The 25,132-nt window shown below is 73.6% G+C and carries 21 protein-coding genes; 18 read left to right on the top strand and 3 right to left on the bottom strand.

Translation table 11 applies throughout. The annotated features are described in order from the left end of the window. The first annotated feature begins 1 nt into the window (after position 1). The 7 genes from ACYVKX_RS19865 (at position 2) to ACYVKX_RS19835 (ending at position 7,763) form a co-directional block, all read left to right on the top strand. Entirely contained in the window at positions 2-3,061 is a 3,060-nt protein-coding gene (locus ACYVKX_RS19865; protein ID WP_460835412.1) for an FtsX-like permease family protein, read from the top strand. Further along, complete coding sequence (locus tag ACYVKX_RS19860; RefSeq protein ID WP_460835411.1) at positions 3,058-3,909, top strand: ABC transporter ATP-binding protein; 852 nt, start codon at positions 3,058-3,060, stop codon at positions 3,907-3,909. Before ACYVKX_RS19865 ends, ACYVKX_RS19860 begins: the two co-directional genes overlap by 4 nt. Next, complete coding sequence (locus tag ACYVKX_RS19855; RefSeq protein WP_460835410.1) at positions 3,902-4,558, top strand: ATP-binding cassette domain-containing protein; 657 nt, start codon at positions 3,902-3,904, stop codon at positions 4,556-4,558. The genes ACYVKX_RS19860 and ACYVKX_RS19855 overlap by 8 nt, the downstream gene beginning before the upstream one ends. Before the next feature lie 68 nt (positions 4,559-4,626). Then, positions 4,627-6,318 (top strand): formate--tetrahydrofolate ligase, encoded by a 1,692-nt coding sequence (locus tag ACYVKX_RS19850; RefSeq protein WP_460835409.1) that lies wholly within the window; start codon positions 4,627-4,629, stop codon positions 6,316-6,318. A gap of 42 nt (positions 6,319-6,360) precedes the next feature. Next, positions 6,361-6,618, top strand: coding sequence for a type II toxin-antitoxin system Phd/YefM family antitoxin (locus ACYVKX_RS19845; RefSeq protein WP_460835408.1), 258 nt, complete (start codon positions 6,361-6,363; stop codon positions 6,616-6,618). A 2-nt stretch (positions 6,619-6,620) separates the two neighbouring features. Further along, positions 6,621-6,881, top strand: a complete 261-nt coding sequence (locus ACYVKX_RS19840) for a Txe/YoeB family addiction module toxin (RefSeq protein ID WP_460835407.1) — start codon at positions 6,621-6,623, stop codon at positions 6,879-6,881. 372 nt (positions 6,882-7,253) lie between these two features. Beyond that, positions 7,254-7,763, top strand: a complete 510-nt coding sequence (locus tag ACYVKX_RS19835; protein ID WP_460835406.1) for a VOC family protein — start codon at positions 7,254-7,256, stop codon at positions 7,761-7,763. A gap of 34 nt (positions 7,764-7,797) precedes the next feature. Here ACYVKX_RS19835 and ACYVKX_RS19830 read toward each other — a convergent pair whose 3' ends face one another. Together ACYVKX_RS19830 and ACYVKX_RS19825 are read right to left on the bottom strand one after the other, a co-directional pair. Further along, positions 7,798-9,129, bottom strand: coding sequence for a M20/M25/M40 family metallo-hydrolase (locus ACYVKX_RS19830; RefSeq protein ID WP_460835405.1), 1,332 nt, complete (start codon positions 9,127-9,129; stop codon positions 7,798-7,800). Then, entirely contained in the window at positions 9,126-11,159 is a 2,034-nt protein-coding gene (locus ACYVKX_RS19825) for a prolyl oligopeptidase family serine peptidase (RefSeq protein WP_460835404.1), read from the bottom strand. Before ACYVKX_RS19825 ends, ACYVKX_RS19830 begins: the two co-directional genes overlap by 4 nt. 194 nt (positions 11,160-11,353) lie before the next feature. Here ACYVKX_RS19825 and ACYVKX_RS19820 point away from each other — a divergent pair, with 194 nt between their 5' ends. The 8 genes from ACYVKX_RS19820 to ACYVKX_RS19785 are packed head-to-tail and all read left to right on the top strand — an operon-like array spanning position 11,354 to position 20,570. After that, entirely contained in the window at positions 11,354-13,225 is a 1,872-nt protein-coding gene (locus tag ACYVKX_RS19820) for an ABC transporter substrate-binding protein (protein ID WP_460835403.1), read from the top strand. Continuing rightward, the gene (locus ACYVKX_RS19815; RefSeq protein WP_460835402.1) at positions 13,222-14,268 is read left to right on the top strand and encodes an ABC transporter permease; all 1,047 of its coding nucleotides are present in this window, start codon (positions 13,222-13,224) and stop codon (positions 14,266-14,268) included. Before ACYVKX_RS19820 ends, ACYVKX_RS19815 begins: the two co-directional genes overlap by 4 nt. Then, positions 14,265-15,185, top strand: a complete 921-nt coding sequence (locus ACYVKX_RS19810) for an ABC transporter permease (protein WP_460835401.1) — start codon at positions 14,265-14,267, stop codon at positions 15,183-15,185. The genes ACYVKX_RS19815 and ACYVKX_RS19810 overlap by 4 nt, the downstream gene beginning before the upstream one ends. Further along, positions 15,182-16,147, top strand: coding sequence for an ABC transporter ATP-binding protein (locus ACYVKX_RS19805; protein WP_460835400.1), 966 nt, complete (start codon positions 15,182-15,184; stop codon positions 16,145-16,147). The genes ACYVKX_RS19810 and ACYVKX_RS19805 overlap by 4 nt, the downstream gene beginning before the upstream one ends. Further along, complete coding sequence (locus tag ACYVKX_RS19800; RefSeq protein ID WP_460835399.1) at positions 16,144-17,127, top strand: ABC transporter ATP-binding protein; 984 nt, start codon at positions 16,144-16,146, stop codon at positions 17,125-17,127. The genes ACYVKX_RS19805 and ACYVKX_RS19800 overlap by 4 nt, the downstream gene beginning before the upstream one ends. Further along, a complete protein-coding gene (locus tag ACYVKX_RS19795) occupies positions 17,120-18,223 on the top strand; it encodes an aromatic ring-hydroxylating oxygenase subunit alpha (protein ID WP_460835398.1) in 1,104 nt (367 codons plus the stop codon). Before ACYVKX_RS19800 ends, ACYVKX_RS19795 begins: the two co-directional genes overlap by 8 nt. Then, positions 18,216-19,364, top strand: a complete 1,149-nt coding sequence (locus tag ACYVKX_RS19790; RefSeq protein WP_460835397.1) for an FAD-dependent oxidoreductase — start codon at positions 18,216-18,218, stop codon at positions 19,362-19,364. The genes ACYVKX_RS19795 and ACYVKX_RS19790 overlap by 8 nt, the downstream gene beginning before the upstream one ends. A gap of 12 nt (positions 19,365-19,376) precedes the next feature. After that, positions 19,377-20,570 (top strand): aromatic ring-hydroxylating oxygenase subunit alpha, encoded by a 1,194-nt coding sequence (locus ACYVKX_RS19785; protein WP_460835396.1) that lies wholly within the window; start codon positions 19,377-19,379, stop codon positions 20,568-20,570. Between the two features lie 79 nt (positions 20,571-20,649). Here the strand turns inward: ACYVKX_RS19785 and ACYVKX_RS19780 are convergent, their stop codons facing one another. Further along, the gene (locus ACYVKX_RS19780; RefSeq protein ID WP_460835395.1) at positions 20,650-22,599 is read right to left on the bottom strand and encodes a CocE/NonD family hydrolase; all 1,950 of its coding nucleotides are present in this window, start codon (positions 22,597-22,599) and stop codon (positions 20,650-20,652) included. 47 nt (positions 22,600-22,646) lie between these two features. Here ACYVKX_RS19780 and ACYVKX_RS19775 point away from each other — a divergent pair, with 47 nt between their 5' ends. The 3 genes from ACYVKX_RS19775 (at position 22,647) to ACYVKX_RS19765 (ending at position 25,117) form a co-directional block, all read left to right on the top strand. Further along, positions 22,647-23,708: an arginase family protein gene (locus tag ACYVKX_RS19775; protein ID WP_460835394.1), complete on the top strand. Its 1,062-nt coding sequence runs from the start codon at positions 22,647-22,649 to the stop codon at positions 23,706-23,708. 255 nt (positions 23,709-23,963) lie between these two features. After that, complete coding sequence (locus ACYVKX_RS19770) at positions 23,964-24,392, top strand: NUDIX domain-containing protein (protein ID WP_460835392.1); 429 nt, start codon at positions 23,964-23,966, stop codon at positions 24,390-24,392. Continuing rightward, entirely contained in the window at positions 24,389-25,117 is a 729-nt protein-coding gene (locus ACYVKX_RS19765) for a sulfite exporter TauE/SafE family protein (RefSeq protein WP_460835391.1), read from the top strand. The genes ACYVKX_RS19770 and ACYVKX_RS19765 overlap by 4 nt, the downstream gene beginning before the upstream one ends. Positions 25,118-25,132: the final 15 nt, after the last annotated feature.

Below are 25,132 nucleotides of genomic sequence, written 5' to 3'. Positions count from 1 at the left end.
GGTGAGGCGCTGGCGGTACCGGCCGCTGCAGGCGGCCGCGGTCATGGCGCTCGCGGCGCTGCTGGTCGCGTCGGTGGCGGTGGCGCCGCTGTACTTCCGTGCGATGCAGCAGTCGGCGACACGGGTCGTGCTCGAGCAGACGACCGTGGCGGGCCGTGGCGTCCAGCTCGCCCAGTCGCCGGGCGAGACCGGCTTCCGGCCCGTGCCGGCCCAGCAGCCGGAGCAGGTGGCGCTCAACCTCCCCGAGGAGCTCCGCGGGCTCCTCGAGGAGCCCGTGCTCGGCCTCTCGTCCACAGCCAGCACCGACGCGGGCGACGGCCGCGAGCCGTCCGGCGAGCTGCTGTGGCGCAGCGACCAGTGCGCGCACGTCGCGTTCGCCGAGGGCGGCTGCCCGACGGCGGCGAACGAGGTCGCCGTCAGCGTCGCGGACGCGAGGAACTTCGGCCTCCGCCCGGGCCGCACGTTCCGGGCCACCGGGCCCTCCGAGCTGCCGAGCCGGCTGCTCGTCGTCGGCGTGTACGAGCAGGTGCCCTCGGACTACTGGTTCGGCCAGGCGCTGACCGGCCGCTCCGGGACCGTCGTGACCGACGGCCTCTCCACGGAGCTCCAGCACGACGCCTGGCTGACCGCGCGCGAGTCGTTCGGCGGCGGGAGCGAGCCGTTCCCGGCGACGGTGAGCAAGGCCGACTTCGTCCTCGACCCGGAGCGGGTTGGCGTCGACGAGCTGCAGGAGCTCGGCTCGGGGGTCGACGGCCTCGCCACGCGCATCCCCGAGCCCGGCGTTCCCTCGATCACCGTCGTCTCCCAGCTGCCGAGCCTGGACAGGAACGTCCAGTCCCAGATCGAGCAGTCGCGGGTGACGGTGCCGCTGCTGGTGGCCCAGCTCGGCCTGCTCGCGGTCGTCGTCCTCTGGCTGGTGCTGGCCGCGGTCACCGAGCAGCGCCGCCCGGAGGTCGCCGTCGCCCGCCTGCGCGGGCGCGGCCGGGCAGGCGCCCGTCGCCTGCTGCTGGCCGAGCTGCTGCCGCTCGCGCTGATCGCCGTGCTGCCCGGCGCCGCCCTCGCCCTGCTGGCGGCGTACGTCGCCCGCGGCACCGTGCTCCCCGGCAGCCCGGCGATCGAGCTGCGCTGGCCGTTCCTGGCCGCAGTGCTCCTCGGCGCGCTGATCCTGGTCGGGGTCACCACCCTCGCCGCGGCCCGGGTCGCCCGCGAGCCGGTCGACCGGCTGCTGCGCCGGGTGCCGCCGCGCAGCGGCCGGTGGGCGCTCGGTGCGACCGACGCGGTGCTGATCGCCGGAGCCGGCGGCGTCGTCCTCGTCTTCGCGGCCGGTGGGCTGGACGGCCCGGCCGCGCTGATCGCGCCCGGCCTCCTGGCGATCGTGGTCGGACTCGTGCTGGCGCATCTCACGACGCCGACGTCCGCCGTGCTCGGACGCCGGCTGCTGCGCCGCGGCCGGGTGCGCGCGGGCGTCAGCATCCTCGACGCCGCCCGCAACCCCGCGACCCGCCGCATCGTCGCGATCATCACCCTGGCGACCGCGCTCGCCGTCTTCTCCGCCGACGCGCTGGCCGTCGGCCAGCGCAATCGCACCGCCGCCGCGGAGCAGGAGATCGGCGCGGCCCGGATCGTCACGATGCTGAACCCGGAGCTGCCCGACGTCCGCGCCGCCCTCGACGAGGTCGACCCGGACGGCACGAAGGTCACGCCGGTGGTCCGGATGGTCCAGCCCGGCGTCGCCGCCAAGGAGACGGTCGCGGTCGTGCCGGACGAGTTCCCGCGCATCGCGCTCTTCCCGGGCGGCGCCCCGGACCCCTCGACGTGGGACGCGCTGCGGACGCCCCCCGACACCTCGATCAGGCTCACCGCCGCGGAGGTCACCGTCGACGTCGAGGGCTCGACGCTCGACTCGATCGCGGTCGACGGCGCGCGCGAGGACGTCCGCCTCGGGCTCGACCTGGCCCTCGACTCCGGCGAGATCCTGCGCAGCACGCTCGGCACGGTGCCGGCCGGCCGCGACCGCGTCTCGTTCACCAAGGCGGTGAGCTGCCGCGACGGCTGCCGCCTCGTCGGCGTCTGGGTGGCCAGCCTTCCCGGGGCGAGGATCACCGGCGCCGCGACGCTGCGCAACCTGACCGCCCGGCCGTCCGGCGAGGTCGTGCCGCTCGGCCCGGCCGGCCAGTGGTCCGCCACGGACGACGGCCGCCAGGGACAGCTCGTCGCGTCCTCGGGCGCGCCCGAGGAGCTGACGATCGCCTCGCAGGGCGGCGGCACCACGCTGCTCACCCTCCAGCAGGAGTGGCTGCCCACCGTCGTACCGGCCCTGGTCGCCGGCGGCCTCCCGCCGGGTGGCACGCCCGAGAGCTTCCAGCTGACCGCGCTCGACGGCGAGTCCCAGGACGCGACCGAGGTCGGCACGCTCGACCGGGTGCCGGCGTCCGGCCCGCAGACCAACGTGACCGACCTCGAGACGATCCAGCGCGGCCGCCTGGTCTCGCCGGCCGCGCAGGTCGAGATCTGGTTCGCCGACGACGACCCCGCGCTGCTCGCGGCGGTGACGAGGGCCCTCGACCGGCGCGGGATCGCGGTCGCCGACACCACGACGCTCGCGGAGACCGTCCGCGGGTACGACGAGGCGACCCCCACCTGGAGCCTCCAGCTCGCCGGCCTGGTCGGCGCGGTCGCGATCCTGATCGCGCTGCTGGTCCTGCTCGTGAGTGCGGTCAGCGCGTGGCGGCTGCGCACCCGCGACCTGGCCGCGCTGCGGATGAGCGGCCTGCCGGGCCGGTCGGTACGCCGGGTGGCGGTGGCCGCGCAGCTCCCGGCCGTGCTGGTCGGCGTACTCGCGGGCACGGCGGCGGGCCTGGTCGGCGCGAACCTCGCGATGCCGCTGGTGCCGCTGTTCGCCGTCGCCCCCGAGGTCTCGACGCTCGACCTCGGCCCGGCGTGGTGGGCCGCGGGCGCGGCCGCGCTGGTCGCGCTGGTGGTGCTCGGCGCGGGCAGCCTGCTGATCGGGCGGACGCTCGCCGCGCGGGCCGAGCTGCGACGGCTCCGGGAGGCGCTGTGACCGGTCGACACCGGGCGGGCCTGCGGGTCGGCACCCGCGGGTTGGTGCACATCTACCGCTCCGAGGGCCACGAGGTCGCGGCGCTCTCCGGCGTCGACCTCCGGGTGGAGCCCGGCGAGATGGTCGGGCTGCTCGGCCCGTCCGGCGCCGGCAAGTCGACGCTGCTCAGCCTGCTCGCGGGCGTCTTCAGGCCGAGCGCCGGCAAGGTGCTCGTCGGCGGGGTCGAGCTCTCGAAGGCCACCGTCAGGGAGCTCGACGACCTGCGCGCCCGCGACGTGTCGCTGATGCTGCAGGGCGCCGGCCGCAACCTGCTGCCCTACCTCACCCCGCGCGAGAACGTCCGGTTCGCCCAGGGCGCCGCCCACCGGGCCGGCAAGGAGCTGCCCGGGCCCGAGGTCGTGCTCGCGGACGTCGGGCTGGAGGCGGAGGCCGACCGGCCGCTCGCCGAGCTCAGCCCCGGCCACCTCCAGCTCGCCGCGCTCGCCGTCGCGATGGCGTCGCGGCCCGGCCTGCTGCTCGCCGACGAGCCCACCAGCCAGCTCGAGCACGAGGCCCGCGACCGGGTGCTCGACCGGCTCGCCCGGCTCAACCGCGACCTCGGCACCACCGTCGTGCTGGTGACCCACGACCCCGACGTCGCCGGCCGGCTGCCGCGCACGATCACCATCCGCGACGGGCGGGTCGGCGGCGAGGGCCGCAGCGGCGAGGAGTACGCCGTGGTCACGCCGGACGGCTTCCTGCCCCTGCCCGCGCACGTCCGCGAGGACCTGCTGCCGGGGACGCTGGTGCGGTTCCACCACGCCGACGGGGTCTACCAGCTGATCCGCGAGGAGGCCGGCGATGACTGACCTGGTGGGCACCGGTCTCGAGGTCCGCTACGGCGACCTCGTCGCCCTGCATGGGGTCGACCTGAGCGTCCGGCCCGGCGAGTTCCTCTCCGTCACCGGCCCGTCCGGCGCCGGCAAGTCCTCGCTGCTGTGGGCGCTCGGCGCCGCGCTGCGGCCGTACGCCGGGCGGGCCACCGTCGGCGGCACGGCGCTGGTCGACCGGGAGCAGGCCGCCGCCCTCGGCGTGGTGCTGGTGCCGCAGGGCAACGGGCTGGCGTCCTCGCTGACCGCGGCCGAGAACGTGATGGTGCCGCTGCTCGGGCTCGGCGTCCCCGCGGCGGACGCCGCCCGCCGTACCGCCGCGGCGCTGGAGCTGGTCGGGCTGCCCGAGAGCGGCAACCACCTGATCGAGGAGCTGTCCGGCGGCCAGCAGCAGCGGGTCGCGCTGGCCCGCGCGTTCGCGGCGCAGGCGCGGGTGCTGCTCGCCGACGAGTCCACCAGCGACCTCGACGCCGCCAACCGCGAGCGGATGGTGGCCGCGCTGCGCGCCGAGGCCGCCCGCGGCGCGGTCGTCGTGCTCGCCACCCACGACCCCGAGGCCGCCGAGCAGACCGACGGCGAGCTGCACCTCGACGAGGGTGTGGCCACCTGGCGCCGACCGTTGACGTGACTGTTGTCCGCCCGGCGGGATCGCTGGTCGGCTAGCGTGCGCGGTGGGCAGGGAGGGAGTGGTCGACAGTGCTGTCGGACATCGAGATCGCCAACGCCGCGACGCTGCGCCCGATCCGGGACGTGGCCGCGGAGACGCTCGGGATCGAGGAGCGGCACCTGGTGCCGTACGGCCACTTCAAGGCCAAGGTCGACCCCGTCTACCTCGCGTCGCTGGCCGACCGGCCGCAGGGTGACCAGCTGGGCCGGCTGGTGCTGGTGACGGCGCTCTCGCCGACGCCGCCGGGGGAGGGCAAGACCACGACCACTGTCGGGCTGACCGACGCGCTGCACGGGCTCGGGCGGCGTACCGTCGCCTGCCTGCGGGAGCCGTCGATGGGCCCGGTGTTCGGCATGAAGGGCGGCGCGGCGGGCGGCGGCTACAGCCAGGTGGTGCCGATGACCGACATCAACCTGCACTTCACCGGCGACTTCGCGGCGCTCGCGGCGGCCAACAACCTGCTGGCGGCGCTGATCGACAACCACGTGCACCACGGCAACGAGCTCGACATCGACGTGCGCAGCGTGACCTGGAAGCGCGTGCTCGACGTGAACGACCGCGCGCTGCGCTCCGTCGTGGTGGGCCTGGGCGGGCACGCGAACGGCTTCCCGCGCGAGGACGGCTTCGACATCGTGGTCGCCTCGGAGCTGATGGCGATCTTCTGCCTCACCGAGTCGTGGGCGGACCTGAAGCGCCGGATCGGCGACATCGTCGTCGGCTACTCGCGGTCGACCACGCCGGTGACCGCGCGCGACCTCGGCGCCGACGGCGCGATGGCGGCCCTGCTCCGCGACGCGCTCGCGCCCAACCTGGTGCAGACGCTCGAGGGCGCGCCGGCGTTCGTGCACGGCGGCCCGTTCGCGAACATCGCGCACGGCTGCTCGTCGGTGATGGCGACCCGCGCGGGCCTGCGGCTGGCCGAGATCGTGGTGACCGAGGCGGGGTTCGGGGCGGACCTCGGCGCGGAGAAGTTCGTCGACATCAAGTGCCGCAAGTCCGGCCTGCGGCCCGACGTCGCCGTGGTCGTCGCGACCGTGCGGGCGCTGAAGTACCACGGCGGCGTACCCCTCGCCGACCTCGGCACCGAGGACCTCGCCGCCGCCTCCGCGGGGATGGTGAACCTGCGGCGGCACCTCGACAACGTCCGCGAGGTCTACGGCATCCCGTGCGTGGTCGCGGTCAACCGCTTCCCGACCGACACCGACGCCGAGGTCGCCCGCGTCGTCTCGCTCTGTGCGTCCGCGGGCGTCGCCGCCTTCCCGGCCACGCACTTCGCCGACGGCGGCGCCGGCGCCCACGATCTCGCCAAGGGTGTGCTGGCCGCGCTCGACGCGCCGTCGCCGTACTCCTTCTCGTTCACCTACCCCGACGACCTCTCCCTCAGCGAGAAGGTCTCGGCGATCGCCGAGCGGCTGTACGGCGCCGGCCAGGTCACCTGGGACGCGAAGGCTCGCCGGCGGCTGCAGCGCATCGAGCGGGACGGGTACGGCGCGCTGCCCGTCTGCGTCGCGAAGACCCAGTACTCGTTCTCCACCGACCCGTCCCTCCTCGGCGCGCCCTCGGGGCACGAGCTGCACGTCCGCGAGGTGCGGCTGTCGGCCGGCGCCGGCTTCGTGGTCGTCGTCTGCGGCGACATGATGACGATGCCCGGGCTGCCGCGCGATCCGTCGGCCTCCCGCATCGACCTCGCCGACGACGGGACGATCCTGGGGCTGTCGTAGCCTTCTCGCTTGACATGTACGCTTTCCTGTACAGGAGGAACGATGAGGACAATGAGCTACACCGAGTCGAGGGCTCGCTACGCAGAGGTGCTCGACAGCGTCGTCAACGACCGTGAGGAGGTCGTGATCACGCGCGCCGGCCACGAGCCGGTTGTGATCGTGTCACTGGAAGACTTCGAGTCCCTTCGCGAGACCGCCTACCTGATGCGTGCCCCCGCCAACGCGCGCCGTCTCCTCGACGCCATGGAGCGCCTGGAGAGCGGTGCTGGCGAGGCACACGCTCTGATGGATGCCGACTGAGGATGCGGCTGGTCTGGGACAGCAACGCCTGCGAGGACTACCTCTGGTGGCAGGCTCAGGACCGTAAGGTTCTCAAGCGAGTCAATCTGCTGATCCGAGACGTCATGCGCAACGGCAACGAGGGCATCGGCAAGCCTGAGCCCCTCAAGCACGACTTCGCCGGCTACTGGTCGCGACGCATCACCGACGAACACAGACTCGTCTACAAACTCGACGATGACGAGATCCGGATCGCGGCCTGCAGATATCACTATGGCCGGTGATCCCACCGCACCACGCCGGTCGTGGCGAAGGGACGCAGTCGGACGATGACGACGTCAGCCCAACAGCTCTCGCGCGTCCGGCGTGGGCAACTACGGGCCGATGACCATCCCCACCACCGGGTCAAGACCCACGGCCGGTGGCAGGTCCAGCAGCCCTTCCCCGGCATCTACCTCTGGCGCGACCCCCACGGCGCCTGCTACCTCGTCGACCACACCGGCACGCGACGGCTACCGAGCGCGCCCGGGCGGTCAGCCGGCCACGCCCGTGTGGGGGCTAACGCGGCGGGTCGCCTCTGCGCCACTCGGCGTCAGCCACTGGGCGGGTAGACCCGGTACCTTCAGCCCAAGGAGTCCCGCACGGAAGGCATGACCGTGACCAACCGACCCAAGCTCGCCATGACCGGAGTGGACCACTTCGCAGTGACCGTCAGCGACCTCGATGCCAGCGAGACGTTCTACACCAAGGTGCTGGGACTGATGACGATGTTCGACTTCGACACCACTCGCCTGCTCATCAACCGGCACAACGCCTTCACTGTCGCGCTGACCCAGCACGAGGGCCAGGACAACGCTGCCTTCACCCACGCCCGCATCGGCGTCGACCACCTCGGCTTCCCCGTCGACACATTGGAGGAGCTCGAGGTCTGGGAGCGGCACCTCGCTGACCTCGGCGTCGAGTTCACTCCCATCAGACACATGGAGTTCGGCCACCATCTCAACTTCCGCGATCCCGACAACATCGCCCTCGAACTCTCCGCACCCAACCAGCTGATGCTCGATGCCCGAGCATTCCTGGCAGCCGGCGCTGACGTCGCCGACGCCGACATCCGGGCTGCCGCGCGCGAGCTGTTCGGCATGGGGGACGTCATCCCCGACCGATAGGTCCGCCGCCGATCCCTGGCAACGCGGCGACCTGCTACCAGCCCAGCAGCTCCCGCGCGAGCGCGATGTGGAACTCGACCGAGAGCAGCAGGTCGTCGACGTGGACGCGCTCGTCGGCGTTGTGGAAGCCGGCGGTGAGGACCTCGGCGGAGGTGGAGCGGAACGGCGAGAAGCCGTACGCCGTGGGGGTTCCGGCCTCGCGGAGGTAGACGGAGTCGGTGAAGCCGGTGCAGAGCATCGGCAGCAGGGACGCGGAGTCGCCGGAGGCGACGAGCACCCGGGAGATGGCGTCCATCAGCGCGGTGGAGGGAGACGACGCGCTGCCGGCGATGAGGGGCTCGGGCCACTCCAGCTCGTAGGGGACGTCGGTGCCGAGGCGAGCGCGGACCGCGCGCTCGACGTCGAGAGCAGAGGTGCCGGGGAGGATCCGGCAGTCCAGCTCGACGGAGGCGCGGGCGGGCATCACGTTGCGCTTGACCGAGCCGGACAGCAGCGTCGGCGCCATCGTCGTACCGGCCAGCGCGGGGAGCTCGTGGGCGAGCACCGGGTGCAGGGCCGCCGCGGCGCGGAGGGCAGCAGCGCGATCGGCGTACGAGCCCACGAGCACCGACAGCATCGCGTCGACGTGCGGCGACTCCTCGGGCGTCGGCATGCCGCGGCCGACGCGGCGCAGCAGCTCGCCGAGGAGGGGTACGGCGTTGGCGCCCACGTCCGGGGTCGAGGCGTGCCCGGCCTCGCCGACCGCCACGACCCGGACCGGGTAGGTGCCCTTCTCGCCGATGCTGACCGTCTGCACGACCCGGCCGTCGGCCAGCGGCAGCCGCTCGCCGCCGCCCTCGTTGATCGCCAGGTCGGGGCGGATGTCGGGGCGCGCCTCGAGCAGCCAGCGCATGCCGACGTCCGCGGTGCCGTCCTCCTCGTCGGCCACCGCGATCAACCACAGGTCGCCGCGCGGGCGGAAGCCGGTCCGCGCGAGCTCGGCCATCGCGACCGCGCGGGCGGCGACCTCGTCCTTCATGTCGATCGCGCCGCGGCCCCAGAGCCAGCCGCCCTCGTCGACGACCGCCGCGAACGGCGGGTGCGTCCAGTCCCGCGGGTCCGCGGGCACCACGTCGAGGTGGCCGACGAACGCCAGCGACGGATGGCCCGCGTCGGTGCCCGGAATCCGGGCCACCAGGTTGGCCCGCCGCGGGTCGCGCGCGACCAGCTCGCAGTCGACGCCGGCGCCGGCGAGGTGGTCGCGGAGGTACGCCGCCGGTGCGGTCTCGTGCGCGTCCAACCCGGGCGCGTTGCTGGTGTCGAAGCGGATCAGCGCCCGGGCGACCTCGAGCACCTCGCTGTGCAACGACGGGGCGAGCGGCGTCATGCGAGCCGCTCCAGCACCCAGGCGTACACCTCGGCCTCGTAGGCCAGGTGGCCGAACCGCCCCGACGGCCCCGTGTGCGCCCCCGCGCCGGTCTCGACGCGGAACAGGCAGCGCGACGACCACTCGGGGTCGGTCTCGCGCAGCCGCGCGACCCACTTCGCCGGCTCGTGCACCATCACCCGGGGGTCGTGCACGGCGCCGGTCACCAGCAGGTCCGGCCGGGAGCCGGCCCCCGGCGGGTTCTCGTACGGCGAGTAGGCGAGCAGCCGGTCGAAGTCGGCCCGCCGCCGCGGATCGCCCCACTCGTCCCACTCGGTGACGGTCAGCGGGATCGAGGCGTCGAACATCGTGGTGACCACGTCGACGAACGGCACCTCCGCGACCACGGCCCGCCAGCGGTCCGGGCGCTGGCTGAACACCGCGCCCTGCAGCAGCCCACCGGCCGAGAGCCCCCGGGTGGCGATCCGCGCCGGGTCCACGAGGCCGTCGCGCGCCAGCCCGTCCGCCACCGCGACGTGGTCGTCGAAGGTGTGCTGCTTGTGCGCCAGCTTGCCGTCGAGGTACCAGTGCCGCCCCAACTCGCCGCCCCCGCGGACGTGGGCGTGGACGTAGACCACGCCCCGGTCGAGGAGGCTGGGCAGCGCCGGGTCCCAGGCCGGCTCGTCGACGGCCTCGTAGGCGCCGTAGCCGTAGACCAGCGCGGGCGCGGTGCCGTCGAGCGGGGTGTCGCGGTGGCGGAGGAGCGTCGCGGGCACGGAGGTGCCGTCCGCGGAGGGGAAGGTACGCCGCTCGCCGACGTACCGCTCGGGATCGTGGCCGGGCGCCTCCTGCTCCCACACCGGGCGCAGCAGCCCGGTGCGCAGATCCCAGGTGCGGGCGACGCCGGGCCGCAGCCAGGACTCCTCGAGCACGGTGACCGTGCCGCCGTCGTACCGGGGCGAGCGGAGCAGCGCGGACGCCATCGGCCGGCAGCCCCGCGCCCCCGCCAGGTCGTCGTGCGCGACCTGGACCAGCCCGCGCCTGCCGTCCTCGCGGACGGTGAGCAGGACGCACTCGGCGAAGGCGTCCGCCCGCAGCAGCCGCTGGCGCGACGACTCCGGCCGCACCTCGATCCAGGTCGTCGCGTCCTGGTCCGCGCCGTCGGGCACCGGCGCCGTCATCAGGCGGGACTCGACCGCGCCGTCGTCGGTGACGACCAGCAGGTCCTCGCCGCCCGGGAGCCGGCGGTGCTCGGCGTGGTAGCGGACGCCGTCGCGCCGGCCGCCGACCGACCAGGGCCCGCGGGTCACGTCGTGGGCGTCGACCACCCAGCACTCCGAGGTGGTGTTGCTCTCGCTCCACACCACGATCCGGTCGCCGCTGCGGGTGCCGCGCACCAGCACCTCGAACCGCTCGTCCGGCTCGTCGAGCACCAGCACGTCGTCTGCGACGGGCGTGCCGATGCGGTGCCGCCACACCTGGTAGGGCCGGTACGCCTCGTCGTGCACGGTGTAGAGGAACCACGCCGAGTCCGCGCTCCACGCGCCGCCGTAGTAGCTGCGCGGCACCGCGTCGTCGAGGTCGGCGCCCGTGCGCAGGTCGCGGAAGCGCAGCTCGTAGACCTCGTCGCCGCGCCGGTCCGCCGACCAGGCGAGCAGCGCCTCGTCGGGGCTGACCAGGGTCACGCCGAGCTCGAGGTGGTCCGACCCCTCCGCCAGCGCGTTCACGTCGAGGACGGTGCCGTCGGACGAGCGGACGAGGTCGGCGTACTCCGCGCCTTCGGGCGTCCGCGTCCAGTACGCCGCCGAGGCCCGCTGCCACGGCGGCGAGGAGTCCGCAGCCGGCACCCGTGCCGCCATCTCCGCGCGCAGCTCGGCGGCCAGCGGCGCCAGGTGGGCCACCGCGGCGTCGTAGAACGCGCGCTCGGCCGTCAGGTGGGCGACCAGGTCGTCGCCGCCGTCGGCCATCCAGCGGTAGGGGTCCGGGCGCCGTACGCCGTGCTCGACGTGCTCGAAGGGGATCCGCGGCGCGCGCGGCGGGGTGGCGGTCACGGGCTCAACGTACTCGCGCCCGGGCCCGGACGAGGTGCCGATTTCGCTCCGATATGCGGGACTCACGTCGATTTCTGTTTCGGATGGGTTTCAAAACCGTGGATTTCACGGACCAGATCGGCCCAGACCCTCCCGCGGAGGGGCCAGGTGTAGTAGAACGCCTCTACGGCTGGGGGCCAGCAGAGGGAGTGCAGATGCGCGCACGGATGTCTCGGCGGACAAGATCGCTGGCGGCGGGCGCCCTGCTGCTGGCCTCGGCGGCACCGGGTCTCGCGCTGGGCGGCGCGCCGGCGCAGGCAGCGGACGAGGAGGTCACCTTCACGGTCGCGGTCCTCACCGACGCCGACTCCTTCAACCCGTTCGTCGGGATCAAGGCCACGTCGTTCGAGATGTGGGCGCTGACCTACGACTACCTCATCGGCTACTCGATGGAGGACATGTCGCCACAGCCCGCGGTGGCGACATCGTGGGAGACCTCCGACGACGGGCTCACCTGGACCTTCGACCTCCGCGACGACGTGGTGTTCTCCGACGGCGAGCCGCTGACCTCCGCCGACGTCGTGCACACCTTCAGCCGGATCGTCGACGGCGGCCCGGAGGCGGCCACCTGGGGCTCCTACCTGACCGGCGTCCAGAGCGTCACCGCGCCCGACCCCCAGACCGTCGTGCTGAAGCTGAAGAAGCCGCTCGCCACGCTGCCGCTGCTGCCGATCCCGATCGTGCCCGAGCACGTCTGGAAGAACGTCAGCGAGGACGACGTCAAGACCTACAAGGCCGAGCCCCAGAACGGCGAGCCGGTGGTCGGGTCGGGGCCGTTCCGGCTGGTCTCCGGCGAGGCGGGCGGCTCGACGTACGAGTTCGAGGCCAACCCGGACTACTGGGGCGGCGCGCCGAACATCGACCGGGTGGTGTTCCGGGTCTTCAAGTCCGAGGACCCGGCCGTGGCCGCGCTGAAGAAGGGCGAGGTCGACTTCGTCGACAGCATCACGCCGCTCCAGGTCGAGGCGCTCCAGGGCGAGCCGGGCATCACCGCGCAGAACGGCGACTCGCCGGGCTTCGACGAGATCGCCTTCAACACCGGGGCGATCGACACCAAGACCGGCAAGCCGATCGGCGACGGCAACCCGGCGCTGCGGGACCCGGCGTTCCGCTACGCGCTCGGCTGGGGCATCGACCTGAGCCGGCTGATCGAGCGGGTCTACCAGGGAGCCGGCAAGCCGGGCACCACGATCATCCCGCCGGCGTACTCGAACTGGCAGTGGGTGCCGCCGGACGGCGAGCAGATGACCTACGACCCCGAGAAGGCCGGGCAGTTGCTCGACGAGGCCGGCTACACGATGGGCGACGACGGGCTGCGCACCATGCCCGACGGATCGCCGATCGGCACCCTGCGGCTGTTCGCGCGCTCGGACTCGATGGGCGACATCTCGCTCAACACCATGGACTACTTCAAGGAGTGGCTGGCCGACCTCGGCATCGAGGCCGAGGTCACCGCGATGCAGTCCAACAAGCTGACCGACGTGATCCTGCAGGGCAACTTCGACGCCTTCCAGTGGGGCTGGTACGTCGAGCCCGATCCCACCTCGATGCTCAGCTACCTGACCTGCGACCAGCGCGGCAACTGGTCGGACTCCTGGTACTGCAGCCAGGAGTACGACGCGCTGTTCGCGGCCCAGCAGCTCGAGCTCGACCCGAGCAAGCGGGTCGAGATGGTCAAGCAGGCGCAGCAGATCCTCTACCAGGACGCGCCGTACCTCGTCACGGCGTACAACACCAACGGCCAGGCGTTCCGCAGCGACCGGTTCGCGTGCCTGGTGCAGCAGCCGAACCCCGGTGGCGTCTGGCTGTTCCAGTACGGCGTCTACAACTACAAGTTCATGCGGCCGGCCGCCGACGCGGGCGACTGCGGCGGCGACGCGGGCGCGACCAAGGCGACGTCGGCCGCGGGCGAGGACAGCCTGAGCACCCCGATGCTGATCGGCCTCGGCGCCGCCGCGGTGGTCGTGGTCGGCGCCGGCGGCGCCTTCTGGATGCGCCGGCGCTCGACCGAGGCGGACCGCGAGTGAGCATCGCCGCCGCCGACCCGGCGGCCGCCGCGGCCGAGGCCGGGCAGGGGCGGCGCCGGGGCGGGGGCTACCGGCGGTACGCGCTCGGGAAGGCCCTCGGCGCGCTCGGCAGCCTGGCGTTCATGCTGGTCGTGAACTTCTTCCTGTTCCGGGTGCTGCCCGGCGACCCGGCGCGGAGCCTCGGCCGCGGCCGGCTGAGCACGCCGGAGCAGATCGCGGAGTTCAACGCGACCTACGGCCTCGACCAGCCGATCCTCCAGCAGTTCCTCACCTTCCTGCGGAACACCGCGCAGGGCGACCTCGGCTACTCGGTGCTCTACCGTCGCGACGTCGCCGACATCCTGCTCGACCGGATCTGGCCCACGCTGCTGCTGGTCGGCACCTCGACGGTGCTGGCCGCGCTGATCGGCGTCTGGCTGGGCATCCGGGCCGGGTGGGACCGCACCAGCCGCTTCGACCGGCTCACCACCGGCGGCTCGCTGACGCTCTACTCCATGCCGGAGTGGTGGCTCGGGCTGCTGCTGATCGCGGCGCTCGCGGTCGGGATCGGCCCGCTGCCCGGAGTCTTCCCGACCGGCGGGCTGAACTCCCCGGGGGTCGACCCGTCCTCCCTCGAGGGCGTCCTGGACACCGCGTGGCACCTGACGCTCCCGGTGCTGACGCTGACGCTGGCCTACCTCGCCGACTATGCGCTGATCATGCGCGGCTCCCTCATCGACGAGCTGCGCTCGGACTACCTGACGACCGCGCGGGCCAAGGGCCTGCGCGACGCGAAGGTCCGCGACCGACACGCGGTCCCGAACGCGCTGCTGCCCACGACGACCGTGGTCGCGCTGAACTTCGGGTTCGTGGTCGCCGGCGCGATCACCATCGAGACCATCTTCTCCATCCCCGGGCTCGGGCTGCTCACGACCGACGCGCTCGCCGTACCCGATCTCTGGCTGCTGCAGGGCATCTTCATGCTGTCCTCGGCCACGGTGATCGCCGCCAACCTGGCCGCCAACCTGCTCTACGGCTGGCTCGACCCCCGGGTGCGGACGTGAGCACCGCCATCGACGGGCCGACGGTCCCGCTCACGTCCAGGCAGCTGGCGCGGCGGCGCCGCCGGGCCGGCCGGGCGCGCGCGTGGCGGATGTTCCGGCGCAATCGCGCCGGGATGGCGGGCCTGTGCGTCCTCGTGCTCTTCGCGCTGGTGGCGCTGTGCGCGCCGCTGCTCGCGCCCGCCGAGGGCCTGGAGGTCACCCGGGCGACCGGCGGCGTGCTCGAGCCGCCGTCCGCGGAGTTCTGGCTCGGCACCGACGCCCAGGGCCGCTCGGTGCTGACGCTGCTGATCTGGGGCGCTCGGATCTCGCTGTTCGTCGGCCTGATGGCGACGCTGATCTCGGTGCTGATCGGCACCCTGATCGGGCTCACGTCCGGCTACTTCGGCCGCTGGGTCGGCGCGATCCTCTTCCGGCTCACCGAGTGGTTCCTGGTGATCCCGTTCCTGCCGCTGGCGATCGTGCTGGCCAGCGTGCTCAGCCCCTCGCTGGCCACGATTGTCATCGTGATCGGCGTGACGTCCTGGCCCGGCACCGCGCTGCTGATCCGCAGCCAGGTGCTCTCGATCAAGGAGCGCCCCTACGTCGAGCGCTCCCGCGCCCTCGGCGCCGGCCACCGCCACCTGATCGCCCGGCACCTGCTGCCGAACGTGGTCCCGATCGTGTTCGCCAACACCACGCTCACCGTCGCCGTCGCGATCCTCTCCGAGACCACGCTCAGCTTCCTCGGCCTCGGCGACCCGACCCGCGCGTCCTGGGGCACGATGCTCGACGACGCGTACGGCGTCGGTGCGATCACCACCGGCTCCTGGTGGTACTTCGTGCCCCCCGGCCTCTGCGTCGTGCTCGTGGTGCTGTCCTTCACCCTCGTCGGTCAGGCCCTCGAAGAGGTCCTCAACCCGAAGCTGCGCCAGCGATGAGGGCCTTGTTGGAGCTCCACGACCTCTCGGTCACCTACCGGACCGAGGAGGGGCCGCTGCCCGCCGTGCGCGACGTCGACCTGACCGTCGAGCGCGGCGAGGTGGTCGGCGTCGCGGGGGAGTCGGGCTGCGGCAAGTCCACGCTCGCGAGCACGGTGCTGCGACTCCAGCCCGCATCGGCGACCGTGACCGGCACGGTGCTCTTCGACGGCGAGGACGTGCTGACCATGCGGTGGGGCGACCTGCGCGCGCTGCGCTGGGCGGGAGCGTCGATCGTCTTCCAGGGCGCGCTGCACTCGCTCAACGCCGTACGCCGGATCGGGACCCAGATCGCGGAGCCGATCCGCCTGCACGAGCCGGACGCGTCCGATGCGTCGGTGGACCGCCGGGTGGGCGAGCTGCTCGAGCAGGTCGGGCTGCCGGCCTCGCGGGCGCGGGCCTATCCGCACCAGCTCTCCGGCGGGCAGCGGCAGCGGGTGATGATCGCGATGGCGCTGGCCTGCCGGCCGGCGCTGGTCGTCGCCGACGAGCCGACGACCGCGCTCGACGTGATGGTGCAGGCGCAGGTGCTCGACGTGCTCTCGACGCTGGTCAAGGAGCTCGGCGTCGGGATGCTGCTGATCAGCCACGACCTGTCTGTGCTCGCCGACATGAGCGACCGGATCGCGGTGATGTACGGCGGTCGGGTGATCGAGCAGGGCCCCGCCGACCAGCTGTTCACGGCCCCCCTGCACCCCTACACCGCCGCGCTCGGGGCGTCGTTCCCGCGGGTCGGCGACCCCGCCGCACGGTACGCGCCCGCCGGGCTCGCCGGCGACCCGCCGGACCCGCGCGAGCTGCCGCCGGGCTGCTCGTTCCACCCGCGCTGCCCGATCGGCGTCGAGGAGTGCACGACCGCCGAGCCGGTGCTCGCGCCCCACCGCCCGGACCGTGCTGCTGCCTGCATCAAGGTGGGCCCATGACGGACCTGACCCTCGAGGCCCGCGACGTCGCGGTCTCCTTCCAGCTCCGCGGCGGCGCCGTCGCGACCGCGCTCGACGGCGCCGACCTCACCGTGCGCAGCGGCGAGATCGTCGCCCTGGTGGGGGAGTCCGGCTCCGGCAAGACCACGCTCGCCCGCGCGCTCGTGGGCCTCCAGCCGCCGAGCCGCGGCCAGGTGCTCGTCGACGGCGAGCCGCTCGGCTACCGCACCAAGGACCTCAAGCCGTTCCGCCGCCGGGTGCAGCTGGTGCTCCAGGACCCGGCCGGCGCCCTCAACCCGCGACACACCGTCTACGACGCGGTCGCCGAGGGGCTGCGCCTGCACGGGATGTCGGACAACGAGGAGCGGCAGGTCGCGGACGCGCTCGCGGCGGCCGGGCTGCGCCCGCCGGAGCGGCTGTTCCTGCGCTACCCGCACGAGCTCTCCGGCGGCCAGCGCCAGCGCGTGCTCATCGCCGGCGCGCTCGCCCTCAAGCCCGACCTGCTCATCGCCGACGAGCCCGTCTCCAGCCTGGACGCCTCGATCCGCGGCGAGATCCTCGCGCTGCTGCTCAAGCTGCGCGCCGACCTCGGCCTCGGCGTCCTCGTGGTCACCCACGACCTCGGCCTGGCCTGGAACATCGCCGACCGCACCGCGGTGATGTACCTCGGCCGGATCGTCGAGGCCGGCCCGACCGAGGAGGTGCTCGCCGCCCCGCAGCACCCGTACACCCAGGCGCTGCTGTCCGTCGTGCCCGAGATCGACCAGCTGGAGCCGGTCGTGCTCGAGGGCGAGGTGCCCGACCCGACGAGGATCCCGCGCGGCTGCCGGTTCCACCCGCGCTGCCCGGCGCTGGCCTCGGGAGCCGCCGCACTGGTCGAGGTCGCGTGTCGCAGCGTGCCGCTCGCCGTACTGCCCGCGAGCGAGGGCCACCGGACCGCCTGTCATCTCGTCGCCGCAAGGGAGGGCTCCGATGTCTGATCTGCAGGCCGCACTGCCGCGGGAGATGTACGTCGATCCCGGCGCGTTCGCCCGCGAGCGCGACGTCGTGCTGTACGGCGAGTGGTTCTGCGTCGGCCGGGTCGCCGACCTCGGCCTCGACCGGCCGGGCCGGGTCGCGGTCGTCGACGTCGTGGGGGAGTCGGTGCTGGTCACGAGCGACTCCGGCGGCACGCTGCACGCGGCGTACAACGTCTGTCGGCACCGTGGCTCCCAGCTCTTCGCGACCGAGCCCGGCGCGGAGCCGGTGTGCACGGCCGCCGGGTCGCTGCGCTGCCCGTACCACTCGTGGACCTACGCGCTCGACGGCTCGCTGCTCAAGGCGCCGCACGCGGAGCTGGCGCCGGAGGAGATGCCGGGCTTCGCGCTGAAGCCGGTGGCCGTGGACGCCTGGGCGGGGTTCGCGTTCGTGCACCTCGGCACGCCCTCCTCGGCCCTCGGCGAGGCGATGGCGCGGCCGGACCGGACGCTCGCGAACTACGCGCTGGGCGAGCTGGTCACCGGGCTGCGGTTCCGCTACGAGGTCGCGGCCAACTACAAGGTCGTCGCCGAGAACTACAACGAGTGCTACCACTGCGGTCCGGTGCACCCCGAGCTGACCCGGCTGGTGCCGGCGTTCGGCGGTGGCGGCACCGACATCGACTGGGACAACGGCGTGCCGCACCGCGAGGGCGCCTGGACGTTCACGATGACCGGCACCACGGCGCGCTCGCCGCTGCCCGGGCTCGACGACGCCGAGCGCGAGCGGCACAAGGGCGAGCTGGTGCACCCGAACCTGATGCTGTCGGCGTCGGCCGACCACGTCGCCGCGTTCGTGCTGCTGCCGCAGTCGGTCGACCGCACCCGGATCGAGTGCCTGCTGCTCTTCCATCCCTCCGCGATCGCTTCGCCGGACTTCGACCCCTCGGACGCCGGCGACCTGTGGGACCTGGTCAACAAGCAGGACTGGGCGATCTGCGAGTCCGTGCAGCGCGGCATGTCCTCGCGCTCCTACACGCACGGGTGGTTCGCGCCGATGGAGGACGACTCCGCCGACATCCGCCGGTGGCTGCTGCCGCGCCTGGCCGACCGTGACTGAGCGCGTCGACCACGTCGTCGTCGGGCTGGGCGCGCTCGGGTCGGCGGCGGCGTACGAGCTGGCGGCCCGCGGCCGGTCGGTGGTGGGGCTGGAGCGCTTCGAGCTCGGCCACGCGAACGGGGCGAGCCACGACACCAGCCGGATCCTGCGGCACAGCTACCACACGCCGGAGTACGTCCGGCTGACCCGGGACGCCTACGACGACTGGGCCCGCCTCTCCGAGCGGGTCGGCCGCGACCTGACCACGGTGGTGGGTGGGCTCGACCTGTTCCCGCCCGACCCGGCGATCCCGATGATCGACTACACGTCGTCGCTCGACGAGGTCGGGATCGGCTACGAGCTGCTCGACGTCGCCGCGATCGGCGAGCGGTGGCCGCAGTTCGCGCTGCCCGCGGGCACGGTCGGGCTCTACCAGGAGCGCGGCGCGATCGTCCCCGCCGGGCCCGGCACTGCGGCGATGCAGGAGCAGGCGCGGCGCCACGGCGCGCAACTGCGCGGCCACGCGCTCGTCACGTCGGTCACGGGTACGTCGGTCACGCTGGCCGACGGGACGGCGTACTCCTGCGACAGCGTGGTGCTGTGCGCCGACGCGTGGACCAACGACCTGCTCGAGCCGCTCGGTGCGGAGATCCCGCTGACGGTGACGCTGGAGCAGGCGACGTACTTCGCGCCCGAGCGTCCGGAGGACTTCGCGCCCGGGCGGATGCCGCTGTGGATCTGGATGGACGAGCCGTCGTTCTACGGGTTCCCCTGCTACGGCGAGGCGACGGTCAAGGCCGCGCAGGACTGCGGCGGGCCGGCCGTCGACCCGGACGCGCGCGGCTGCGACCCGGACGAGGGGATGCTGGGGCTGCTGGCCGGGCACCTGACGCGGATGCTGCCCGGGGCGGGCCGGCCGGTGCGGTCGCTGCGCTGCCAGTACACCCTCACGCCGGACCGCGACTTCGTGATCGACCGCGTGCCCGGGCACCCGTCGCTGGTGGCGGGGCTGGGCGCCGGGCACGGGTTCAAGTTCGCGCCGACCTTCGGCCGGCTGCTGGCCGACCTCGCCACCGGCGAGCGGGAGTCGGTGTCGCCGACGTTCGCGCTCGACCGGCCGGCGCTCACGGATCCGTCGTACGCGGCACACTGGTTGGTGTAGAGGAGGGCAACGATGAGCGATCTGGTTCGTCTCCAGGAGGAGATCCGCCGCCGGGACGGCGCGGTGCCGGCGATGCTGCCGGCGGCCGCCTACACCTCCGAGGAGGTGCTGGCCTGGGAGCGACGTCACCTCTTCGCGGGCGGCTGGACCTGTCTGGGCCGGCTCGAGGAGCTGCTGCCCGCCGCCCTCGAGGAGGACGGCAAGCCCGCTACGCAGCGGGCGGTGACGGTGGGCGACGTGTCGGCGCTGCTGACGCGGGTCGATGACGTGGTGCGGATGTTCGCCAACACCTGCCGGCACCGCGCCCACGAGCTGCTCCCGGACGGCGACGCCTCGGCCCGCCGGTCGGTGATCTGCCCCTACCACGCCTGGTCCTACGACCTCGCCGGCGACCTCGTCGCCGCGCCCGGCTACCGCGACGAGCCCGGCTTCGACGACGCGGCGTACTCCCTCGTGGAGCTGCCGGTCGAGGTCTGGCAGGGCTGGGTGTTCGGCCACGCGGCGCACCGCCTCGGCGACCCCGACGTGGTGCCGTTCGCGGAGTACGTCGGCGAGCTCGACCGGATCGTGGCGCCGTACTCGCCCGCCTCGCTGGTCCTCGCCGAGCGGCACTCCTACGAGATCGCCGCGAACTGGAAGATCGTCGCGGAGAACTACCACGAGTGCTACCACTGCCCGCTGATCCACCCCGAGCTGTGCCAGGTCACGCCGCCGACGTCGGGCGACAACTACGACCTGCCCGGCGCGTGGGTCGGCGGCTCGATGGTGCTGCGCGACGGGATGGCGACGATGTCGCTGACCGGGGAGTCGAACGGCAACCCGATCCCCGGCGTCTCGCCGACGGCGGTGGAGTACCTCCACGTGCTGCCGAACCTGCTCATCTCGCCGCACCCGGACTACGTGATGACGCACCGGCTGGTGCCGCTCGCGCCCGGCCGGACCTGGATCGAGTGCTCCTGGTACCTCGCGCCGTCCGCCGACGGCAGCGTGCCGGACCCGGCCTTCGCGGTGGAGTTCTGGGACATCACCAACCGCCAGGACTGGGCCGCCTGCGAGTCCGTCCAGCGCGGCCTGGAGTCCCCGCACTACTCGCCCGGCCCGTTCTCACCCTCCGAGGACGCCGTCGAGCGGTTCGTGGCCCTGGTCTCGCGCGCGTACGTCGGGCTCCCCATCCACGACTACCGGCATCGCTCGGCGGCCGTCTGAGCGGGTCGCCGCCTGAGCGGGTCGTCCGCCTCTCGCCTGCGTATACGCCGCCCTCAGGCGGACGACCCGTGCTCCCGGGTTAGGCCGATCGCGGGATGTGCTCCGACCAGATCCGGGTGGAGACGACGTCGCCGTCCAGCGTGGCGACCGTCTCGATGGCGACGTCGAGGCCGGCCGCGGTGATGGCGACGTCCATGGTCGAGACCAGGTGGACGGCGACGCCGGGCCAGGCGAGGTCGTAGGTCGTGACGGCGTGGGAGGTCTGCTCCCAGGTGCGCCGGTCGACGGTGACGGCCCCGAGGTAGTCCTCGCGGGCGCGGCCGTCGTACGGCGTGTCGTACTCGGAGACGGTGTGCGTGTGCGCGGTGGTGGTCCGCCGGACCACGTCGTCCTCGATCGACCACCGGACGCCCTCGGCGGACTCCGAGGAGTGCTCGGCGCCCGGCGTGAACGCCGGCTCCGGCCAGGTCCCGTCCAGCACCGGCAGCGTCACCGTCGCGGAGTGCACGGTGAGCACGACCGGGGCGGGCGGGGCGATCGTGTTCGGCCAGTCCGAGCCGGTGACGCTGACGCGCAGCGTGTTGCCGGGCTTCCACTGGAAGGCGCAGGCGTCGAGGTCGAGCTCCACGTCGTACTCCTCGCCCGGGACCAGCAGTGACGGCGCGCCGTGGACGCCGTCGCGGAAGGTCAGGTCGAGCGAGCCGCGCGACACCAGCGCCGAGGTGCCGTCGGGGAAGACGTCGCACAGCTTCACCGACAGCGACGCGTACGGCTGGTCCACGCTGACCCGGAGCCGGGCGACCGGGTGGCCGACGATCGGCAGCGCCGGCGGCGCGACATCCCACGTCAGCGAGCGGGCGTCGTCCAGCCGCTGGTCGCCGGACTGCCCCCACGGCAGGTGGCCGGCGCAGTCGATCCACGCCGCCGTCCCGGTGTCGGGGTGTACGGCGAGCGGCGGCCGCCCCGCGAGCGCGACCGGCCACGGCGAGGTGGGCGGCACCGGCGGCAGCGAGACCCAGTACCCCTCGTGCAGGTCGAGGTCCGGCGCGGGCACGGTCGAGGTCCGCACGAACACGTCGCAGCCGGAGCGGTGGGCCTCGACGGCCTCGACGGGCTCGACCACCGGATCGTCGCGCAGCCACCGGTCGAACCACGCCGCCAGCTCGGCGTCCAGGTCGATCCGCGGGCCCGGCATGGCCGTCTTCGGGTCGGCGTGCGCCCACGGCCCGGCGAGCAGCCGGACCGGCACGTCCCGGGAGTCGAGCGCGGCGACGGTGCGGAAGGAGTTGTTGCGGTAGCCGTCGGCCCAGCCCGCGACCAGCATGGTCGGGACCTCGATCCGCTCGTAGCCGGCGGTGGTGCCGCCGACCCGCACCGAGCCGCCCTGCCAGTAGTCGCCGAACCGGTTCTCGCGCAGCCAGGTCAGCGCCCACGGCTCGTTGGTCTCCAGCCGCCGCAGCCACTCGTCCCGCCAGCCCGGCCCCCACAGCGCCGGCACCGGCGGCAGCACGCACATCGGCGTCATGTAGTTGCAGTAGTCGACCAGGTCGACCAGCTTCAGCGCGGCGCCGCGCCAGTGCACGTCGTCGGTCCACCGGTCGTCGCTGCTGAAGATCGAGAACACCGCGCCCAGCCCCGGCGGCCGCTCGCAGGCGAGCTGGAGGCCGTTGAAGCCGGAGTACGACGTGCCGAAGATCCCGACCCGGCCGTTGCACCAGTCCTGCCCGGCCAGCCAGGCGATCGTCTCGACCAGGTCGGCCTGCTCCTCGGGCGGGTACTCGTCGGTCGCGTCGCCCGAGCTCGACCCGGTGCCGCGCAGGTCCAGCCGGCAGACCGCGAAGCCGTACTCGTCGCGCAGGTGCTCGTAGCCCGGCACGTACGACGAGGTGAGGTCGTCCTTGCGGTAGGGCAGCGCCTCCAGCAGGCACGGCTGCGGGCCGCCGGCCGGGTCGGGCAGGTAGATCGTCGCGGCCAGCTCGACGCCGTCGCGCATCGGGATCCGGACGCTTCGGTCACGCACGCGCGGCATGACGCTCATCCTGCCCGAGCGCGGCCCGGAATGGGATGCTGAGCCCCGTGCGCATCCCCGTGGTCTGGTCACCCGCGACCAAGCGGCACGACCCGCTGCGCGAGGTGTGGGTCGGCGTCCCGACGCCCGGCACCGAGCTGCCGGTGCGGGTCGACGCGATCCTCGACGCGCTCGCCGACCACCCGCGGCACGAGGCCACGGCGCACGACGACACGCTCCTGGCGAGGGTCCACGAGTCCGGCCTGCTGCGGCACCTCGAGACCATCGCCGCGGAGTGGGCGGCCGGCCCGTACGACGAGCTGGTCGGCCAGGACCGGGTCGTGCCCTACTTCTTCCCGACCGACGCGCTGCTGGCCGGCATGCCGCCCACCGCGCCGACGGCGACGCACGCTCGCGCCGGGGTGCACTGCTACGACACGATGACGCTGGTCGGGCCCGGCACCTGGGAGGCGGCCCGCGCCGCCGTCGACGTCGCCCTCACCGCGGTCGACCTCGTGACGTCGGGGGAGCGGGCGGCGTACGGCCCGGCTGCCTATGCGCTCTGTCGGCCGCCGGGCCACCACGTCACGCCGCGCGGGTACGGCGGCTCCTGCTACCTCAACAGCGCCGCCGTCGCGGCGGAGGCGCTGCGCGCGGCCGGGCACGAACGGGTCGCGGTCGTCGACATCGACGCCCACCACGGCAACGGCACCCAGGCCGTCTTCTGGGAGCGCCCCGACGTGCGCTACGGCTCGCTGCACGTGGACCCCGCGGTGGGCTGGTTCCCGCACGTCTTCGGCCACGCGAGTGAGACCGGCGCCGGCGCCGGGGCGGGTACGACGCGCAACCTCCCGCTCCCGGAGGGCACCGGCGACGGGCCCTGGGTCGCGGCGGTCGCCGAGCTGGCGGAGTGGGTCTCCGACTGCTCCGCGCTGGTCGTGTCGCTCGGTGTGGACGCCGCCGGCGACGACCCGGAGAGCCCGCTGCAGGTGACCGCGGACGGGTTCCGCGCGGCGGGGACGATCCTCGGCGACCTGGGCGTCCCGAGCGTGCTCGTCCAGGAGGGCGGCTACGACCTGGCGAACCTGGGCGGGCTGGTCGCGGCGTACCTGGACGGCCACGCGGGCTGATTCATCATCTGCCGAGGAGTCGCTGGGTTCGGGGCTGCCCGGGCTGCCATCTCGACGCAATTGCGCTGTTGTGGCAGTGCTTGCCCCGGCCCGGCTGCCATTCCGGCGCAATTGCGCTGACATGACGGGCCAGCCACCCCGGATGACTGCCCCGGGGATGAGAGGTCGTCCGGGCCGGTCGCCGGGGCCAGCGTCCCCCACCGTCCGCATGACCTCCCGCGGATGCCGCCCGGCAGTGCCGATAGCGTGACCGGCATGCACCGGTTCGCCTGCGCCCTGCTCGTGGACCCGCGTGGATGGGTGCTGCTGCAGGAGCGCGACGAGCACCCGGTGATCGACCCCGAGCGGTGGGGGCTGGTCGGCGGGCACGTCGAGGACGGCGAGGAGTACGAGCCAGCGGCGTACCGCGAGCTCGCCGAGGAGACCGGCTTCGACCTGGCCCCGGGGACGCTCCGGCTCTTCGGCGAGATCGAGGTCTTCCACGAGGCGTACGGCACGCTCGACACCACGCAGGTCTGGTACGCCGCCACCGACCGCACCGACGCCGACGTGGTCGTGGGGGAGGGTCGCCAGATCGTCTTCGTCGAGCCGGCGGCCGCCCGGGCGAAGGACCTGACCGCGAGCGCGGCGATCGTCGTGCCGGCGTTCCTCGACTCGCCGGAGTACCGGGAGCTGCTGGCGTGACCGGTGGCCTCGACCCGGGCGTGTTCGCCCTCGTCTTCCTCGCCGTGCTGCTCGGCTCGACCGTGCAGGCGGTGGTCGGCCTCGGCGTCGGGCTGGTCGCCGCCCCCGTGATCACGCTGCTGGAGCCGAGCCTGATGCCGGGCGTGCTGATCTCGCTCGCCTTCGTGCTGCCGCTCATCACGCTGGTGGAGGAGCGGCGGGACATCGACTGGTTCGGGCTGAACTGGTCGCTGCCGCCGCGCGTGCTCGGCACCGGCGTCGGCGTGTGGGTGGTGGCGACGTTCACCGCCGACCAGCTCGGCGTGCTCATCGGCGTGATGGTCCTGCTCGCCGTACTCCTGACCTGGCACGCGGTCGAGGTGCCCGTCAACCGGAGGTCGCTCGGCGCGGCGGGGTTCGTCGGCGGCGTCACGGGCACGGCCACGTCGATCGGCGGACCGCCGTTCGCGCTGCTCTACCAGCACCGGCCGCCGCGGCAGATCCGCACGACGATGGCGGTCTACTTCCTCATCGGCGCCGCGATCAGCCTGATCGGGCTGACCGTCTCCGGCGACCTCACCCGCCACCAGGTCGCGGTCGCGGCGCTCCTGCTGCCCGCGGTGGTGCTCGGCGTCGTGGTCGGGTCGCCGCTGCGGCGGCGGCTCCCGACGCACCGGGTGCGCGGCGCCGTCCTCCTCGTCTCCGGCGCGTCGGCGCTGGTGCTGGTGGTCCGCTCGCTGCTCTGACGGCTCGACGACCCG

The sequence above is a fragment of the Nocardioides hungaricus genome, assembly GCF_054782915.1.
The sequence above is the reverse complement of the archived record's forward strand: the minus strand, read 5'-3'. Positions and strand labels throughout refer to the sequence as shown.